We start from the raw sequence: 15,543 nt of genomic DNA on the forward strand, positions 1-15,543 counted from the left end.
GCGCAGCGCGGAGAGCCGGGACCCAGGGGCGGCTGCCGCCACAGGTCGAAGCGTCTCGGTTTGCACTCTGTCACCCCCTGGGTCCCGGGTCGGCCCTTCGGCCCGCCCGGGATGACGGAAGGGGTTTACCCGGTCAAGTCTAGTCCGCCACCAGTCCGTGCAGCATGCCGTCGAGCAGCACCTGGCGCAGTTCGCCGCTGTCGGCCCAGTTGAACTTGGGCTTGGTGATGATCAGCGAGACCAGGCCGTGACAGGAGGCCCACAGAACCTGCGCCGCGCTTTCGGCCGAGCCGGTGCGCAGCCGGCCCGAGGCGGCGATCTCGTTGACCACGTCGATGAACTTCTGGAAGCAGCGGTCGCCCAGGTCCTGGGTCGCCTCGGTCTTTTCCTCGTTCATCAGCCCGGTGTGGGCGCAGAACACAAGCTGATAGGCGTTGGGGTTCTCCAGCGCGAAGGCCATGTAGGCGTCGAGCATCATCCGCACCCGGACCACCGGGTCGATCGGCCGCGCGGAAATCTCGCTGTTGATCTCCAGCAGGCGGGTGATCGCCCCGTCGCTGATCTCCAGCAGGATCTCGTCCTTGTCCTTGAAGTGCATGTAGAGCGCCGTCGAGGAGACCCCCACCTCGTCGGCGATCTTGCGGATCGTCGCCCCCTGATAGCCCTCGGCCAGGAAGATGCGCTGAGCCGCCTCGAGGATTTCCCCCCGACGCATGTGGCCGTCGCCCTTGGGCTTCCGCGCCGAGCGCTGAGGCTTCTTGAGAACCGTCGTCACCCTGTTGTTTCCCCTCAGCTTTGGTCCCCGAACCGAACAGTAAACGGGAATCACCTACGGGGCGCAACTGTTCCCCCCAATTGGCAGGATACTGGACCTTCGAACCCCCTGCGGCTAATGCCCGCGCATGAGCAACCCGCGCGTCGCCGACGCCCCCATTCTGCTGACCACCAAGGGCTGGGCCGACTATGCCCTGATCGACAGTGGCCATGGCCGCAAGCTGGAGCGCTATGGCCGCTTCAAGGTGGTGCGGCCCGAGCCGCAGTGCCTGTGGGCCCCACGCCTGTCGAAAGAGGAATGGGACAAGGCCGACGCCGTCTTCGATCCCACAGACGAGGACGAGAACGGCCGCTGGCAGTTCGCCGGCCAGCCGCCGGTGCTGTTTCCGTTGAGCTGGCGCGAAGCTAAGTTCAACAGCCGCTTCACCAACTTCCGCCACCTGGCCTTCTTCCCCGAGCAGGCAGCCAACTGGGAATGGCTGGATGCCCGCATCCGGTCGTCGAAGAAGCAGCTGACCATCCTCAACCTGTTCGGCTACACCGGCGTCGCCAGCCTGGTCGCGGCGGCGGCGGGGGCGAAGGTGACCCACGTCGACGCCTCCAAGAAGTCGGTCGCCTGGGCGCGGGAGAACGCCATCCTCAGCAAGCTCGACGAGAAGCCGGTCCGCTGGCTGGTCGAGGACGCCCGCAAGTATGTGCAGCGCGAGCTGCGGCGCGGGGCGCAGTACGACGGCATCATCCTCGACCCGCCGAAGTTCGGGCGCGGTCCGACCGGCGAGACCTGGCGGCTGTTCGAGGACCTGCCGGAACTGTCGGACCTCTGCACCCAGCTGCTCAGCCCCGATGCCTCCTTCATGCTGATGAACGCCTATGCGGCGAGGATTTCCGGGGCATCGCTGTCGGGCCTGATGGCCGACCAGCTCAAGGGGCGCGGCGGGGTCATCGACTGGGGCGAGCTGGCGCTGGAGCAGGAAGACGGTCAACGCCGCATCGGCCTGTCGTTCTTCGCGAGATGGTCGAAGTGAATTTCAGACAGGTCACATCCCTGTCGAACGAGACGGTCAAGCACGCCCGCGCCCTGCACATGCGCAAGACCCGGGAGGAGAGCGGCCAGTTCCTCGCCGAGGGGCTGAAGATCATCACCGAGGCGGTGGACCAGGGCGTGGCGCCGCAGGTGCTGATGTTCGGCAAGGCCGCCGCCAGCCACCCGCTGCTGATCCGCGCGGCCGAGGCGACCGCCCAGGCCGGGGGCGAGGTCATCGAGGTGACGCCGGAAATCCTCGAGAAGATCGCCCGCAAGGACAACGCCCAGCCGGCGGTCGCCATCTTCCGCCAACGGTTCGTGGCGCTGGACAGTCTGCGGCCGACCTCGAATGTCTGCTGGGTGGCGATGGACCGGGTGCGCGATCCGGGCAACCTGGGCACCGTGGTGCGGACGGTCGATGCGGCCGGAGGCGGCGGGGTGATCCTGGTCGGCGACTGCTGCGATCCCTACTCGGTCGAGGGCGTGCGGGCGACCATGGGCTCGATCTTCGCCGTGCCGCTGGCGCGGGCGACGGCGGAGGAATTCCTGGCCTGGCGCGGCCAGTGGCCGGGGTCGGTGGTCGGGACCCTGCTGACCGCGACCGTGAGCCATCACAACGCCGACTATCGCGCCCCGACGCTGATCCTGATGGGCAACGAAGCCCAGGGCCTGCCGCCGGAACTGGCGAGCGCCTGCGACGTGAATGTGAAGATCCCCATGCGCGGCCGGGCCGACAGCCTGAACCTGTCCGTGGCGACGGGGATCATGATCTACGCAGTGACCGACCGGTTGCTGGCCTAGGTTCCGCGCGGTTTGGCCCGTGTCGTCGCCGCAGCCTTCCAGGGTTCCTCCGGCCAGACGTGCCGGGGATATCGGCCTTTCATGTCCGTCCGCACATCCTTCCACGACCCGCGCCAGAAGGCTGGCAGGTCGCGGGTGACCTGAATCGGGCGGTGGGCCGGCGACAACAGCGCCAGCACCAGGGGGACGCCGCCGACGCTGGGATGGACCTCGACGCCGTAGAGTTCCTGCACCCGCACCGAGATCGTCGGGCCGGCCTCGGCGGCATAGTCGATGGCAAGGCGTGAGCCCGTTGGCGCGGTCCAGCGGGCCGGGGCGGCGGCGTCGATGCGTTTCTGGACGTCCCACGGGATGAGGACGCGCAGGGCGTTTTCGAGGTCGTTGTCGGTCAGGCTGGCGAGGGTTCGGCGGCCTTCGAGGATCGGGGTCAGCCAGTCGTCGAGGGTGGCGATCAGGGCGGCTTCGGAAAAGTCGGGCCAGGTCGCGTCCTGGGCGTGGAGGAAGCGCACCCGTTCCAGCAGCGAGGCGGTCCCCTCCCCGATCGGCAGGCTGGCGAGGCCTTCGCGGCGGACGTGGCCGGCCAGGGCGGCGGCGATCATCGCCTTGTCGGGCTTGTCGACCAGCCGGTCCTCCAGCACCAGGCGGTCGAGGCGGACCAGGCGGCGGGCGCGGACCTTGCCGTCCGGTTCGATCTCCAGGCGATCCTCGTTGGTCAGGCGCGACGCAAAGGCCGTCCGCAGGCTGTCCGGATCGAGCGGCGCGGCCAGCAGGATGCGGTCACGGGCCGCGCCGCCGCCCAGTTCGCCGATGGCCAGCCAGGGCTCCCGCGCCAGAGCGTCGGTGGATTCCAGGTGTGCGCCACGGCCGCTGGCCAGCTGAAACTCGCCACCCTTGCCGCGCGCCTTGGCGACGCGTTCGGGGAAGGCCTCGGCCAGCAGCAGGCCGACGTCCAGCGGCGGCTGCTTCGGCGGCCGTCCGGCGGCGCGGGCCCAGCGGTCGGCGAGGGTTCGGGCGTCGCGGGCCCGGGGACTGCGGTCACGTTCGAACTGTTCGAGGCGGTGGCGCAGGTCGGGGTCGCGGCCGCCGAGGCCCCGCTCGGTCAGCAGGGCGGCGATTCGGGCCGCCAGTTCGCCCTGACCGCCGGCGGCGCCGCGGATGACCATGTGGGCGAGGCGCGGCGGCAGGGGCAGGTCCGAGAGGGCCTTGCCGTGGGCGGTCAGGCCGCCGGCCTCATCGAGGGCCTCCAGACGGGTCAGGAGGTTGCGGGCCTCGCTGAAAGCGCCGGCCGGGGGCGGGTCGAGGAAGCCGAGGTCGGCTGGGTCGCGGGCGCCCCATCTCGCGAGGTCCAGGGCGAAGCCCGACAGGTCGGCTTCGAGGATTTCCGGGCGGGCGAAGGGGACCAGGGCGCGGGTCTCGGGCTCCTCCCACAGGCGGTAGCAGACGCCAGGCTCGGTGCGGCCGGCTCGGCCGCGGCGCTGGTCGGCGGCGGCGCGGGAGACGCGGACGGTCTCCAGCCGGGTCAGGCCGCTGGCCGGATCGTAGCGCGGCACGCGGGCGAAGCCGCTGTCGATGACGACGCGGACGCCTTCGATGGTCAGGCTGGTCTCGGCGATCGAAGTGGCCAGCACCACCTTGCGCCGCCCCGCCGGCGCGGGGCTGATGGCGGCGTCCTGTTCACGCGGGTCGAGGGCGCCGAACAGCGGGCAGAGGTCGACGTTGGCCGGCACGCCCGCCTCGGCCAGCCGGTCGCGGGTGCGGAGGATCTCGCCCTGCCCCGGCAGGAAGACCAGGATGCTGCCGGTTTCCTCGCCCAGCGCCTTGCGGACAGCGCGGACGACCTGGTCCTCCAGCCGGGCGGCCGGATCGCGGCCGAGGTAGCGGGTGTCGACCGGAAAGGCGCGGCCCTGGCTCTCGATAACCGGCGCACCGTCCAGCAGCCGGGCCACCGCCGCCCCGTCGAGGGTGGCCGACATGACCAGTAGCCGCAGGTCCTCGCGCAGCAGCGACTGACTGTCGCGGGCCAGCGCCAGGCCCAGGTCGGCGTCGAGGCTGCGCTCGTGGAACTCATCGAACAGGACCGCCGAAACCCCGTCGAGACCGGGGTCGTCCTGGATCATGCGGGTGAAGACGCCCTCGGTGACCACCTCGATGCGGGTCTTCGCCGACACCTTCGAATCCATCCGCACGCGATAGCCGACCGTCTCCCCGACCCGCTCGCCCAGCGTCGCGGCCATGCGGGCGGCGGCGGCGCGGGCGGCCAGCCGGCGGGGCTCGAGCAGAATCAGCTTCCCGGCCGCCCACGGCTGGTCGAGCAGGGCCAGCGGCGCCCGCGTCGTCTTGCCGGCGCCGGGCGGGGCGACGACCACGGCGTTAACGCCGCTGTCCAGAACGGCCCTCAGCGCGGGCAGGATTTCCTCGATGGGCAGCATTACGCAGTTCGTTTAGTGCCCGATTGCCGCGCCGTCACCGCAAGCCGTTGCGTGGCGCGACTTTACTGCTAACGTCCGCCGCTTGTTAGCCGGCGGGGAGCCGGCCTTTCGGGGAGCGAGACGCATGTCCGCAGAGGGCGCCCGGCCGGGCAACCGGCTATTCTTGAAGAAGTCCATCGCCAACATTCAGAAGGAAGCGGCCAAAAGTGAACTGAAACGTTCGCTCGGGCCGATCAACCTGATGAGTCTGGGCGTCGGGGCCATCATCGGCGCCGGGATTTTCGTGCTGACCGGCCAGGTGGCTTCGGCCAATGCCGGCCCGGCCATCATGCTGTCGTTCGTCGTCGCGGGCATCGCCTGCGCCCTCGCCGGCCTGTGCTACGCCGAACTGGCGTCGACCATGCCGGTCTCCGGCTCGGCCTACACCTATGCCTACGGCACCATGGGCGAGGTCTTCGCCTGGATCATGGGCTGGTTGCTGCTGCTGGAATACGGCATCGCGGCCTCGACCGTGGCGGTCGGCTGGTCCGGCTATGTGGTCAGCATGCTGCATGATTTCGGGGTCAATTTCCCGAGCATCATGGTCCTCGGCAAGGAAGCCCCGCAGTGGGCGACGCCGCTGATCCAGGCCGCGCCCAACGAGGCCGGCAACCTGGTGTTCTCGATGACCGGCACGCTCAACGCGGTCGCCGCCGTCGGCATCTTCCTGGTCTGCGCCCTGCTGGTGCTGGGCGTGTCGGAATCGGCGAACGTCAACAACATCATCGTGCTGATCAAGGTGATCGTGCTGATCACCTTCATCGCGGTGGGGGTGACCTACATCAACCCCGACAACTGGCACCCCTTCATCCCCGAAGCCACCGGCAAGTCCGGCGAGTACGGCTACGGCGGTATCTTCCGCGGGGCGGCGATCATCTTCTTCGCCTACGTCGGCTTCGAGGCCGTCTCGACCGCCGCGGCCGAAGCCAAGAACCCCAGCAAGGACGTCCCCATCGGCATCCTCGGCGCGCTGGCCATCTGTACCGTGATCTACATGGCGGTCGCCGCCGTGATGACCGGCGTGGTGCCTTACAAGGAACTGGCCAGCCCGGCTCCGATCGCCGTCGCCATCGACCGCATGGGCCTGGAATGGGCTGACGTTCCCCTGGCCACGGCCGAGGGCGGCAAGCTCAACCTGATCGCCTTCCTGATCAAGGTCGGGGCCATCACCGGCCTCTCCTCGGTCATGCTGGTGCTCTGCTACGGCCAGACCCGCATCTTCTACACCATGGCCCGCGATGGCCTGCTGCCGCGGGTGTTCGCCATCATCCACCCGAAGTACCGCACCCCCTGGATGGGCACCATCCTGCTGGGCGTGGTGATCGCGGTGGCGGCCTCGTTCCTGCCGATCAGCCTGCTGGGCGACCTCGTGTCCCTGGGCACGGCGGTGGCCTTCTCCATCGTCTGTCTGTCGGTCATCTACCTGCGGGTGAAGCACCCCGACCTGCCGCGTCCGTTCAAGGTTCCGGGCGGCGTGGTCACCGCGGTGCTCGGCATTCTCGCCTGCCTGTTCCTGGCCTGGCAGAACTTCAAGCCGATGATCGAGCGGGCCATGAACGACGACCCGGTGCCGATGGCCATCCTGGGCGGGTATGCAGTGATCGGCGCCCTGGTCTATGCCCTCTACGGCTTCTGGCACTCCAAGCTGGCCAAGGGCATCGACATCACCGAGGAAACCTCGATGTCGAGCCCGGCCGAGGCCATGGCCTACGGCGTGGACGACGTGAAGGACTGATCGGTTCTTCGCAGACGACGGAAAGGCCCGGGAGCAATCCCGGGCCTTTTTCGTATGCGGGGTTTCAATCGCCGGCCTGAACACCGATCATATGAGTTCAGACAACGTCAGGAGCGCCCCTTGAGCGTCCCCCCCATCCAGGTCGCCATCGCGCCGGTCACGCCGCTGCAGCAGAACTGCACCATCGTCTGGTGCACGAAGACGATGAAGGGCGCCATCATCGATCCGGGCGGCGAGGTCGACCGCCTGCTGGCGGGGTTGGAGAAGTACGGGGTCACGCTGGAAAAGGTGCTGATCACCCACGGCCACATGGACCACGCCGGGGCCGCCGCCGAACTGGCCGACCGCACGGGCGTGCCCATCGAAGGCCCCCACCCCGACGACCAGTTCTGGATCGACCGCATCGAGGCCAGCGGCCAGCAGTACGGCATCCCCGAGGCGAAGGCCTTCACCCCGGACCGCTGGCTGCATGACGGCGACGTCGTGACCCTTGGCGAGACGCAGTTCGAGGTCATCCACTGTCCCGGCCACACGCCCGGCCATGTGGTCTTCTTCCACCGCGAGGCGCGCTTCGCCCAGGTCGGCGACGTGCTGTTCAAGGGTTCGATCGGCCGCACCGACTTTCCGCGCGGCAATTTCAACGACCTGATCGAGGCCATCACCGGCAAGCTCTGGCCGCTCGGCGACGATGTCAGCTTCGTGCCCGGCCACGGCCCGATGAGCACCTTCGGCTACGAGCGCAAGGTAAACCCCTACGTCTCGGACATCGCGCTGGGAACCAGCCGCGCCGAGCCGAAGACCGACCTGGCGGAGCGCTTCAGCTAGAAGCCCAAGGACCTAGAAGCCTCTGGCCTTCTTCAGGGCGTCCTGTTCGGCCTTGCTGAGCTTGCCGTCCTTGTCGGCGTCAAACTGGTCGAAGCGGTAGTTGGAGGCCTTGGCGAACTCGGCCTTGGACACCTTGCCGTCCTTGTCGAAGTCGGCCGGGGCCAGGGTGTTCCTGCCGCCGGTGAACTTGGCCAGCTTGGCCTGCTCGTCGGCGTCGATGAAGCCGTTCTTGTTCTGGTCGACGCGGGCGAAGCCCTTGTCACCGGCGGCCTGGCTCTCGCCCTTGGTGAGGAACCCGTCCTTGTTGGTGTCCGGATGCCCCTGGGCGGCGGCGGCCGTAGCGCTCAAGGCAAGCAGAAGGGAGGCGACGGCAAGACGGCGGATCATGTACTCACTCCGGAACGTTTCGGCCTTCAGATCACGGCCTCTCGGTTGCACCCGTATGTCTGCATTGCAATCCTGTCGAGACAAGGGCCGGGCAAAATGGCGGAATGGAACAGACCATGACAGTTGACGCCGCCTCCGGACAGGAAGCGCCCGCCCGTATCCTGATGGTCGACGACGACCCGGGCATCCGCGATGTCGTGTCGGAATTTCTCGGCCAGCACGGCTATCAGGTCGACACCGCCGGCGATGCGCGCGGCATGGAAATCGCCCTGGCCAAGGGCCCCGTCGATCTGATCGTGCTCGATGTCATGATGCCCGGTGAGGACGGCCTTTCCATCTGCCGTCGCCTGACGGCCCAGCCCGGCGGGCCGGCCATCATCATGCTGTCGGCCATGGGCGAGGACACCGACCGCATCGTCGGCCTGGAGCTCGGCGCCGACGACTACCTGCCCAAGCCCTGCAACCCGCGTGAACTGCTGGCCCGTATCCGCGCCGTCCTGCGCCGCCGCGCCGAGCCGCAGCCCAGCCTGGAGGACGGCCTGTCGGCCACCTGCCATTTCGCCGGCTGGAAGCTGGACCTGGTGCGCCGCGAACTGCGCTCGCCCGAGGGCGTGGTTGTCAACCTGTCGAGCGGCGAGTTCTCCCTGCTGCGCGCCTTCGTCGAGCGGCCGCAACGCATCCTGACCCGCGACCAGCTGCTCGACATGGCCCGGGGCCGCGACTCCGACGCCTATGACCGCGCCATCGATGTGCAGATCAGCCGCCTGCGGAAAAAGCTGGACGACGGCTCCAGCGGCGGCGAACTGATCCGCACCATCCGCAGCGAAGGCTACATGTTCGTGCCCAAGGTCACCCGCAGCTGATGCCGTCACGGGTCCGCAGCGCGCCGCTGTTCTGGCAGGTGATGGCGCTGGCCCTGGTCAGCCTCGTCGCCGCGCCGGCGATCAGCGCCGCCATGCTGCTGGCCCTGCCCCCGCCGCAGCCGGAGGTCTACCGGCTCAGTGAACTGGCCCAGGCGCTGCGCCAGAAGGGCGTGGTCGAGATCACCGACGGCCGGCCGCTGGTCGTCAAGCTGAAGACCGAGGCCCCCGAAGAGTCCTTCCGCCGCTCGCGCTGGCGCGAGGACTTCCGTCGCATCCTGGCCGCCGATCTCAAGGTCCCGGCCGACCGCATCCGCATCGAGACGGTCGGGCCGGTGCGGGTGCTGCTGCGCACCGAACACCGGGTCGAGACCCGCATCTTCCGCATCGGCCCGCCGGAAGGCGAACGCCCGCCGGGCGGCCCGCGTCACGGCATGCATGCGCCCGGCGCGCCTGAGTTCCGCCCCGACGAGCGCGTCATCTTCTCGCCCTTCAAGGTCGGGGTGCAGCAGGCCGACGGCCACTGGCTGGTGGTCAAGCCCAAGCCAACCTTCCGCTGGGACGCCTGGCAGACCCGGCTGATCCTGACCTTCGTGCTGTCGATCCTGCTGATCGCGCCGCTGGCCTGGCTGCTGGCCCGGCGCCTTTCCGCCCCGCTGGCCGCCTTCGCCGGCGCCGCCGACCGGCTGGGTCGCGACCCCCGCGCCGCGCCGCTGCAGATGGCCGGCTCGACCGAGATCGTCGCCGCCGCCAACGCCTTCAACCAGATGCAGGAGCGGCTGCGCCGCTATGTCGACGACCGCACGGCCATGGTCGGGGCCATCGCCCACGACCTGCGCACGCCGCTGACCCGTCTGAAGTTCCGCATCGAGGCGGTCCCCGACGCGCTCAAGCCGAAGCTGGCCGCCGACATCGACCAGATGGAGGCGATGATCGCCGCCACCCTGGGCTTCGTCTCCGACGCCACCCGGCCGCGCGAACGCACGAAGATGGAGCTCGCCTCCCTGGTCGAGAGCATTGTCGACGAGATGGCCGAGACCGGCGCCGCCGCCACCATCGACCGCACCGAGAAACTGGTCGTCGAGGCTGACCCCATCGCCCTGCGCCGGCTGGTCTCCAACCTGGTCGAGAACGCCCTGAAGTACGGCGGCGCGGCCCGCGCCCGGGTCTATGCGGACGGCAATGACGCGGTGATCGAGATCGACGATGACGGTCCGGGCATCCCCGACCACGAACGCGAGCGGGTCTTCGAGCCCTTCTTCCGGGGCGAGCCGTCGCGCAACCGCGAGACCGGGGGCATCGGGCTGGGCCTGGCCGTGGTCCGCTCGGTGGCCCGCGCCCACGGGGGCGACGCCGAGCTGATCAACCGCCCGGGCGGCGGGCTGACCGCCCGGGTGCGGCTGCCGATCTGAAGCGCGTTCCGATAAGTGGAAACCGGTTATCGGATCAAACGCGCGACCCGAGAATGGCCGCAATATCAACGCAACCGCCACACCTTATCGCCGCCACGTCACCCAGCCAGACAGGGTCCCATCCGGACCGGAGACCCCGATGATCGCACGCCTGGCGCTGCTCGCCGCCCTCGCCGCCTCGCCGGCCCTGGCGCAGCCCGGTCCGCCGCCCGAGGGCGGGGGCGGCCCGCCGCCGCGGCGCGAGCAGCTGTTCATCAGCCCGGCCGGCGAGCCCTTCCGCAGCCCGCGGGGGCAGACCTATCCGGCGACCGCCTGGTTTGCCCGCGCCGACGCGAACGGCGACGGCGGCCTCAGCCGTGACGAGTTCGTCGCCGACTCCCTGACCTTCAACGCCACCCTGGACACCGACAAGGACGGCTTCATCGACGGCTTCGAGATGGCCGACTACGAAATGAACGTCGCGCCGGAAATCCTCAGCCCGCTCGACCGCGGCGACGAAGGCCCCGGCGCCGTCGTCACCGATCTCGGCCGACGTCCCTTCATCGGCCGTCCCAAGGTCCTCGAGCGGGGCGCCTACGGCAGCACCCGCAACGGCGCCGGCCTCTATGGCCTGATCAACGAGGTCCAGCCGGTCGCCGCCCAGGACAGCAACCTCGACCGCCGCATCGATGTGAAGGAGGTCGGCATCGCCGCCCGCGACCGCTTCGCCATCCTCGACAGGGACAAGGATGGCAGGCTGACCCTCGCCACCCTGCCCAAGACGCCCTATCAGACCATTCTCGAAGCGCCGCCGACCCAGGACCGCAAGACCGGGGATGGCGCCAAACGGGACAAGCGCCCGCCGCCTCGCTAGCTGGACCCTGGAGAGTATCCGCCGATGAAGTTTCGTCTCGCCCCAACGACAGCAATGATCGCCGCCCTGGCGGCCACGCCGGTGCTGGCCCAGCCGCGGCCAGACCTTCAGATCTTCATCAGCCCGGCCGGCGAGCCCTTCCGCAGCGAACTCGACCAGCCCTACCCGGTCGCCCTGTGGTTCAAGCAGGCGGACGCCAACGCCGACGGGGCCATCACCCGCGACGAGCTGATCGCCGACTCGCTGGCCTTCTTCGACGAACTGGACGCCAACAAGGACGGCACGGTCGATGGCTGGGAGAACGGCGACTACGAGAAGAAAGTCGCGCCGGAGATCATGTCCCGCGCCGCCATGGCCGTGGCCAAGCCCAAGGAGGGCAACCGTCCCATGGGCGGCCGCCGGCGCCCCACCCTGTCGCCCTCGGACAACTACAAGTCGGGAGACGGCGCCAAGACGGTCGCCGACCAGAGCCGCGCGGGCGCCGGTCTCTACGGCCTGCTCAACGAAATCCAGCCGGTGATGAGCCAGGACAGCAATTTCGACCGCCGGATCAGCAAGGCCGAGGCCACCACCGCGGCCAAGGATCGCTTCGCCCTGCTCGACAAGGACAAGGACGGCAAGCTGACCCTCGCCACCCTGCCGGAGACCCCGTTGCAACGGGCGCTCGAAGACGCGCGTTGATTGCGGGCGTCACGGCCCCTGCAAAACAGTGAAATCCGCCTGCAAACTGGCGCCGGTACCTGACGTGTCTGAATGGAAGTCACGTGAGTCCCACCGAGCACCCAATGAGCCTGAGCACCGCGCCGCGCAAGAAGTCGAAGTTTCCCTGGGTCCCGGTGGCCTGGGGCGTCGCCGCCGCGGTGGTGCTTGGCGGGGGCGGCTACATGCTGTTCAAGCCCAAGGCCCCCAAGGACCCCTATCGCACTGAAACGGTGGCGCGCGGCGATATCACCAAGTCGGTATCGGCCTCCGGGTCCTTGCAGGCCTTGGTCACCGTCCAGGTCGGTTCGCAGATCAGCGGCCAGATCACCAAGGTGCTGGTCGACTTCAACGACTATGTCAAAGCCGGCCAGGTGATGGCCGTGCTCGACCCCCAGACCTACGTCAGCCGCGCCCAGCAGGGCCAGGCCCAGGTCGCCCAGAGCCAGGCCCAGGTCAACCAGCTGCAGGCCCAGGCGGATGTCGCCCGGGCCAACTACAACCGCACCAAGACGCTCTACGACAAGGGCATCACCGCCAAGGCCGCCCTCGACGCCGATCTGGCCACCTGGAAGGCCGCCCAGGCCTCCGTCACCGCCGCCAGGGCCGGGGTCACCTCGGCCCGCGCCTCGCTGAACGCCACCCAGGTGGATCTCGGCCGCACCAACATCATTGCGCCGATCAGCGGTGTGGTCACCGACCGCCAGATCGAGCCCGGCCAGACCGTCGCCGCCAGCCTGTCGGCCCCCATCCTGTTCCAGATCGCCCAGGACCTCTCCAAGCTGGAGGTAAAGATCAGCGTCGACGAGGCCGACATCGGCTCCGTCCGCGAGGGCCAGCGGGTCAAGTTCACCGTCGACGCCTTCCCGGACGATAACTTCACCGGGGTCGTCACCCAGGTGCGCAAACAGCCGGAAACCGCCAACAACGTCGTCGCCTATACGGTGATCGCCGAGGCCGACAATCCGGGCGGCAAGCTGCTGCCCGGCATGACCGCCAACGCCGACATCGTGCTGGAAGAGCGCAGGAACGTCCTGCGCGTGCCGGCCGCCGCCCTGCGCTGGAGCCCGGCCGACGCCACCGCCACGCCGCAGCGCGGCGCCAGCCCGATGGGCGGCCCGCCCGGCATGGGCGGCGGTGGCCAGCAGCGCCAGCAGGGCGCCGGCGGACGCCAGGGAGGCGGCGGCGGCAACCGCCTGGCCCGCGTCGCCGAACAGCTCGACCTCGACGCCGGCCAGAAGAAGAAGGCCGACGCCATCTTCGCCCAGGCCCAGACAAAGATGCGGGCCGCCGAAGGGCCCGAGCGCCGCAAGATCATGGACGAGGCCTTCAAGGCGCTCGACCCCATCCTCAAGCCCGAGCAGAAAACCAGACTGGTCGCCCTGCGCGCCCGCATGGGCCAGGGCGGCGGACGGGGCGGCCAGGGCGGCATGACCAGCGGCGTCGTCTACATCCTCAAGGACGGCAAGCCGACGCCGGTGCCGGTCATGGTCGGCGCCACCGACGGCAGCTTCACCGAGGTCGTCGACCGCTCCGGAACCATCAAGGAAGGCGCCGAGGTCATCACCGGCGGCGGCCCCAAGGCCAAGGTCCAGGCGCGCAGCCCGATGGGCGGCGGCGGCGGCGTTCGGGTTCGGGTTCGGGGGCTGTAGTGATCCAGTTCGAGGGTCTCAGGAAGACCTACGTCATGGGCGAGGAAGTCGTCCACGCCCTGGCCGGCGTCAGCCTGACCATCGCGCGGGGAGAGAGCGTCGCCGTCATCGGTCCTTCGGGCTCGGGCAAGTCATCGCTGATGAACATCCTGGGCGGGTTGGATCGGCCCTCGGACGGCCGCTACCTGTTCGAGGGCGAGGACGTCGGCGCCTTCGACGACAACGACCTGGCCGCCTTCCGCTCGCGGCGCATCGGCTTTGTCTTCCAGTCCTTCCAGCTGCTGCCGCGCCTGACCGCGCTGCAGAACGTCGAACTGCCGATGATCTACGCCGGCATCGAGCCGGCCGAACGGCGGGAGCGCGCAGCCGCCCTGCTCGACCGCGTGGGACTAGGCAGCCGCATGGGCCACAAGCCGACCCAGATGTCGGGCGGCCAGCAACAGCGCGTCGCCATCGCCCGCAGCCTCGCCAACAAGCCCGACCTGCTGCTCGCCGACGAGCCGACCGGGGCCCTCGACACCCAGACCGGCCAGGATGTCCTCAACCTCTTCAAGGAACTGAACGCCGAGGGCCTGACCCTGGTCCTCGTCACCCACGACCTCGAAGTGGCGGCCGAGACCCGCCGCCGGGTCACCTTCCGCGACGGCCATATCGTCAGCGATGACGGGGCCGCCCGATGATGAAGCCCATTGATCTGGTCCGTTTCGCCACCGGCGCCATCGTCGCCCACCCGATGCGCAGCGCCCTCACCTCGCTCGGCGTCGTCATCGGCGTCGCCGCCGTGGTCATGATGACTTCAATCGGTCTGGGCGCGCAGCAGATGGTGACCAGCGCCATCGGCGGACTTGGCTCCAACATGCTGATCATCAGTCCCGGCGCCTCGCGCGGCGGGGGCGGTGGTTTCGTCAGCCAGGGGGCCGGCACCGGCGTCTCGCTGAGCGACGGCGACGCCGAGGCCATCAAGGCCCAGGTCGAGAACGTCGCCGCCGTCGCCCCGGCCGTGCGCGGCGGGGCCCAGCTGACGGCGGAAGGCGGCAACTGGAACACCCGCGTCGAGGGCGTGACGCCCGACTATCTGATCGCCCGCGACCTGACGGTCGCGTCCGGCCGCATGTTCGACGACCGCGAGGCCCGCCAGGGCAAGAAGGTCGCCGTGATCGGCGCCACGGTGGCCAGGGAGCTGTACGGCGACGCCGACCCGGTCGGAAAGCGGCTGCGGGTCGGCACCGTGCCGTTCGAGATCGTCGGCGTCCTGACCTCCAAGGGCCAGGCCGGCTTCGGCCAGGACCAGGACGACATCGTGCTGGGACCATTGCAGGCGGTGCGGTCGCGCATCGTTGGGCGCCGGGTGCGGGGCGACAATGTCCAGACCATCTATGTGAAGGCGGCGACCGCCGAGGACCTCGACCGGGTCCAGGAGGACGTCACCAACCTGATGCGCGAACGCCACCGCATCCGCCAGGGCGCCGAAGACGATTTCAGCGTCCAGAACATGGCCTCGATCATGGAAGCCATGAGCGCCAGCACCAAGACCTTCACCGGCCTGCTGGCGGCGGTGGCGGCGGTCTCCCTGCTGGTCGGCGGCATCGGCATCATGAACATCATGCTGGTTGCGGTGACAGAGCGGACCCGCGAGATCGGCCTGCGCATGGCGGTGGGCGCCAGGCGCGCCTGGGTCCTCTACCAGTTCGCCCTGGAGGCCGTGGTGCTCAGCTTCGCCGGCGGCGTCATCGGCCTGCTGATCGGCATCGGCGGCGCCATGGCCATGTCCGCTCTAGCCGGCTGGCCCATGGCCATCGCCAGCTGGGCCGTGCCGACGGCGCTCGGCTTCTCGATGCTGGTCGGCCTGGTGTTCGGCGCCTACCCGGCCTGGCGGGCGGCGCAGCTGGATCCGATCGAGGCGCTGCGGCGGGAGTAGCGTGCCAAGCGCGCCCTTCTCCCGCTTGTCGGGAGAAGGAACGCCCCCCAAAACGCCGCCCGCGTCCACGCCGACTCGTCCGCCTAAGGGACGTCCAAGTGCTTGTTCCAGCAGACTTTCTTGGCCAGTTGCCGA

The 15,543-nt window shown here is 69.3% G+C and carries 14 protein-coding genes and 1 pseudogene; 12 read left to right on the forward strand and 3 right to left on the reverse strand.

The features are described from left to right. Positions 1-4: 4 nt before the first annotated feature. Positions 5-143, forward strand: a pseudogene (locus AC2YG9_RS22200) (hypothetical protein); the annotation flags it as partial. Here AC2YG9_RS22200 and AC2YG9_RS22205 read toward each other — a convergent pair. Further along, the gene (locus AC2YG9_RS22205; RefSeq protein ID WP_487300182.1) at positions 140-775 is read right to left on the reverse strand and encodes a TetR/AcrR family transcriptional regulator; all 636 of its coding nucleotides are present in this window, start codon (positions 773-775) and stop codon (positions 140-142) included. The pseudogene AC2YG9_RS22200 and the gene AC2YG9_RS22205 sit on opposite strands and share 4 nt — an antisense overlap. A 127-nt stretch (positions 776-902) precedes the next feature. Here AC2YG9_RS22205 and AC2YG9_RS22210 point away from each other — a divergent pair, with 127 nt between their 5' ends. After that, positions 903-1,799, forward strand: coding sequence for a class I SAM-dependent methyltransferase (locus tag AC2YG9_RS22210; RefSeq protein ID WP_487300183.1), 897 nt, complete (start codon positions 903-905; stop codon positions 1,797-1,799). Continuing rightward, complete coding sequence (locus tag AC2YG9_RS22215; protein WP_487300184.1) at positions 1,796-2,599, forward strand: TrmH family RNA methyltransferase; 804 nt, start codon at positions 1,796-1,798, stop codon at positions 2,597-2,599. Before AC2YG9_RS22210 ends, AC2YG9_RS22215 begins: the two co-directional genes overlap by 4 nt. Here the strand turns inward: AC2YG9_RS22215 and hrpB are convergent. Then, on the reverse strand, positions 2,596-5,028 hold the full coding sequence (gene hrpB, locus AC2YG9_RS22220; RefSeq protein ID WP_487300185.1) for an ATP-dependent helicase HrpB: 2,433 nt from the start codon (positions 5,026-5,028) through the stop codon (positions 2,596-2,598). The two genes, AC2YG9_RS22215 and hrpB, sit on opposite strands and share 4 nt — an antisense overlap. Positions 5,029-5,152: 124 nt before the next feature. On the opposite strand from hrpB, the gene AC2YG9_RS22225 reads away from it, so the two are divergent. Continuing rightward, on the forward strand, positions 5,153-6,802 hold the full coding sequence (locus AC2YG9_RS22225; protein WP_487300186.1) for an amino acid permease: 1,650 nt from the start codon (positions 5,153-5,155) through the stop codon (positions 6,800-6,802). 120 nt (positions 6,803-6,922) lie between these two features. Further along, positions 6,923-7,627: an MBL fold metallo-hydrolase gene (locus AC2YG9_RS22230; protein WP_487300187.1), complete on the forward strand. Its 705-nt coding sequence runs from the start codon at positions 6,923-6,925 to the stop codon at positions 7,625-7,627. A 12-nt stretch (positions 7,628-7,639) separates the two neighbouring features. On the opposite strand, the gene AC2YG9_RS22235 is transcribed toward AC2YG9_RS22230, so the two are convergent. Then, positions 7,640-8,014 carry an EF-hand domain-containing protein gene (locus AC2YG9_RS22235; protein ID WP_487300188.1) on the reverse strand — a complete coding sequence of 125 codons (375 nt, stop codon included), beginning with the start codon at positions 8,012-8,014 and terminating at the stop codon, positions 7,640-7,642. 116 nt (positions 8,015-8,130) lie between these two features. Here AC2YG9_RS22235 and AC2YG9_RS22240 point away from each other — a divergent pair, with 116 nt between their 5' ends. From AC2YG9_RS22240 to AC2YG9_RS22270, 7 genes are all read left to right on the forward strand, one after another. Continuing rightward, a complete protein-coding gene (locus tag AC2YG9_RS22240; RefSeq protein ID WP_487300189.1) occupies positions 8,131-8,877 on the forward strand; it encodes a response regulator in 747 nt (248 codons plus the stop codon). Next, positions 8,877-10,286 carry an ATP-binding protein gene (locus AC2YG9_RS22245; protein ID WP_487300190.1) on the forward strand — a complete coding sequence of 470 codons (1,410 nt, stop codon included), beginning with the start codon at positions 8,877-8,879 and terminating at the stop codon, positions 10,284-10,286. The genes AC2YG9_RS22240 and AC2YG9_RS22245 overlap by 1 nt, the downstream gene beginning before the upstream one ends. A gap of 139 nt (positions 10,287-10,425) precedes the next feature. After that, positions 10,426-11,139, forward strand: coding sequence for a hypothetical protein (locus AC2YG9_RS22250; RefSeq protein WP_487300191.1), 714 nt, complete (start codon positions 10,426-10,428; stop codon positions 11,137-11,139). Positions 11,140-11,163: 24 nt separating this feature from the next. Next, positions 11,164-11,820 (forward strand): CREC-EF hand family protein, encoded by a 657-nt coding sequence (locus AC2YG9_RS22255; protein ID WP_487300192.1) that lies wholly within the window; start codon positions 11,164-11,166, stop codon positions 11,818-11,820. 104 nt (positions 11,821-11,924) lie between these two features. Next, a complete protein-coding gene (locus tag AC2YG9_RS22260; protein ID WP_487300193.1) occupies positions 11,925-13,490 on the forward strand; it encodes an efflux RND transporter periplasmic adaptor subunit in 1,566 nt (521 codons plus the stop codon). Next, positions 13,490-14,170 (forward strand): ABC transporter ATP-binding protein, encoded by a 681-nt coding sequence (locus AC2YG9_RS22265; protein WP_487300194.1) that lies wholly within the window; start codon positions 13,490-13,492, stop codon positions 14,168-14,170. Before AC2YG9_RS22260 ends, AC2YG9_RS22265 begins: the two co-directional genes overlap by 1 nt. After that, a complete protein-coding gene (locus tag AC2YG9_RS22270; protein WP_487300195.1) occupies positions 14,167-15,408 on the forward strand; it encodes an ABC transporter permease in 1,242 nt (413 codons plus the stop codon). Before AC2YG9_RS22265 ends, AC2YG9_RS22270 begins: the two co-directional genes overlap by 4 nt. The last annotated feature ends 135 nt before the right edge of the window (positions 15,409-15,543 follow it).

Source organism: Caulobacter sp. SRI_014 (assembly GCF_057586315.1).

Excerpts from the sequence above, each read along its gene's own strand:
- AC2YG9_RS22210 (WP_487300183.1), top strand. The coding sequence starts at position 903 with ATGAGCAACCCGCGCGTCGCCGACGCCCCCATTCTGCTGACCACCAAG.
- hrpB (WP_487300185.1), bottom strand. The coding sequence starts at position 5,028 with ATGCTGCCCATCGAGGAAATCCTGCCCGCGCTGAGGGCCGTTCTGGAC.
- AC2YG9_RS22225 (WP_487300186.1), top strand. The coding sequence starts at position 5,153 with ATGTCCGCAGAGGGCGCCCGGCCGGGCAACCGGCTATTCTTGAAGAAG.
- AC2YG9_RS22235 (WP_487300188.1), bottom strand. The coding sequence starts at position 8,014 with ATGATCCGCCGTCTTGCCGTCGCCTCCCTTCTGCTTGCCTTGAGCGCT.
- AC2YG9_RS22240 (WP_487300189.1), top strand. The coding sequence starts at position 8,131 with ATGACAGTTGACGCCGCCTCCGGACAGGAAGCGCCCGCCCGTATCCTG.
- AC2YG9_RS22245 (WP_487300190.1), top strand. The coding sequence starts at position 8,877 with ATGCCGTCACGGGTCCGCAGCGCGCCGCTGTTCTGGCAGGTGATGGCG.
- AC2YG9_RS22250 (WP_487300191.1), top strand. The coding sequence starts at position 10,426 with ATGATCGCACGCCTGGCGCTGCTCGCCGCCCTCGCCGCCTCGCCGGCC.
- AC2YG9_RS22255 (WP_487300192.1), top strand. The coding sequence starts at position 11,164 with ATGAAGTTTCGTCTCGCCCCAACGACAGCAATGATCGCCGCCCTGGCG.
- AC2YG9_RS22260 (WP_487300193.1), top strand. The coding sequence starts at position 11,925 with ATGAGCCTGAGCACCGCGCCGCGCAAGAAGTCGAAGTTTCCCTGGGTC.
- AC2YG9_RS22270 (WP_487300195.1), top strand. The coding sequence starts at position 14,167 with ATGATGAAGCCCATTGATCTGGTCCGTTTCGCCACCGGCGCCATCGTC.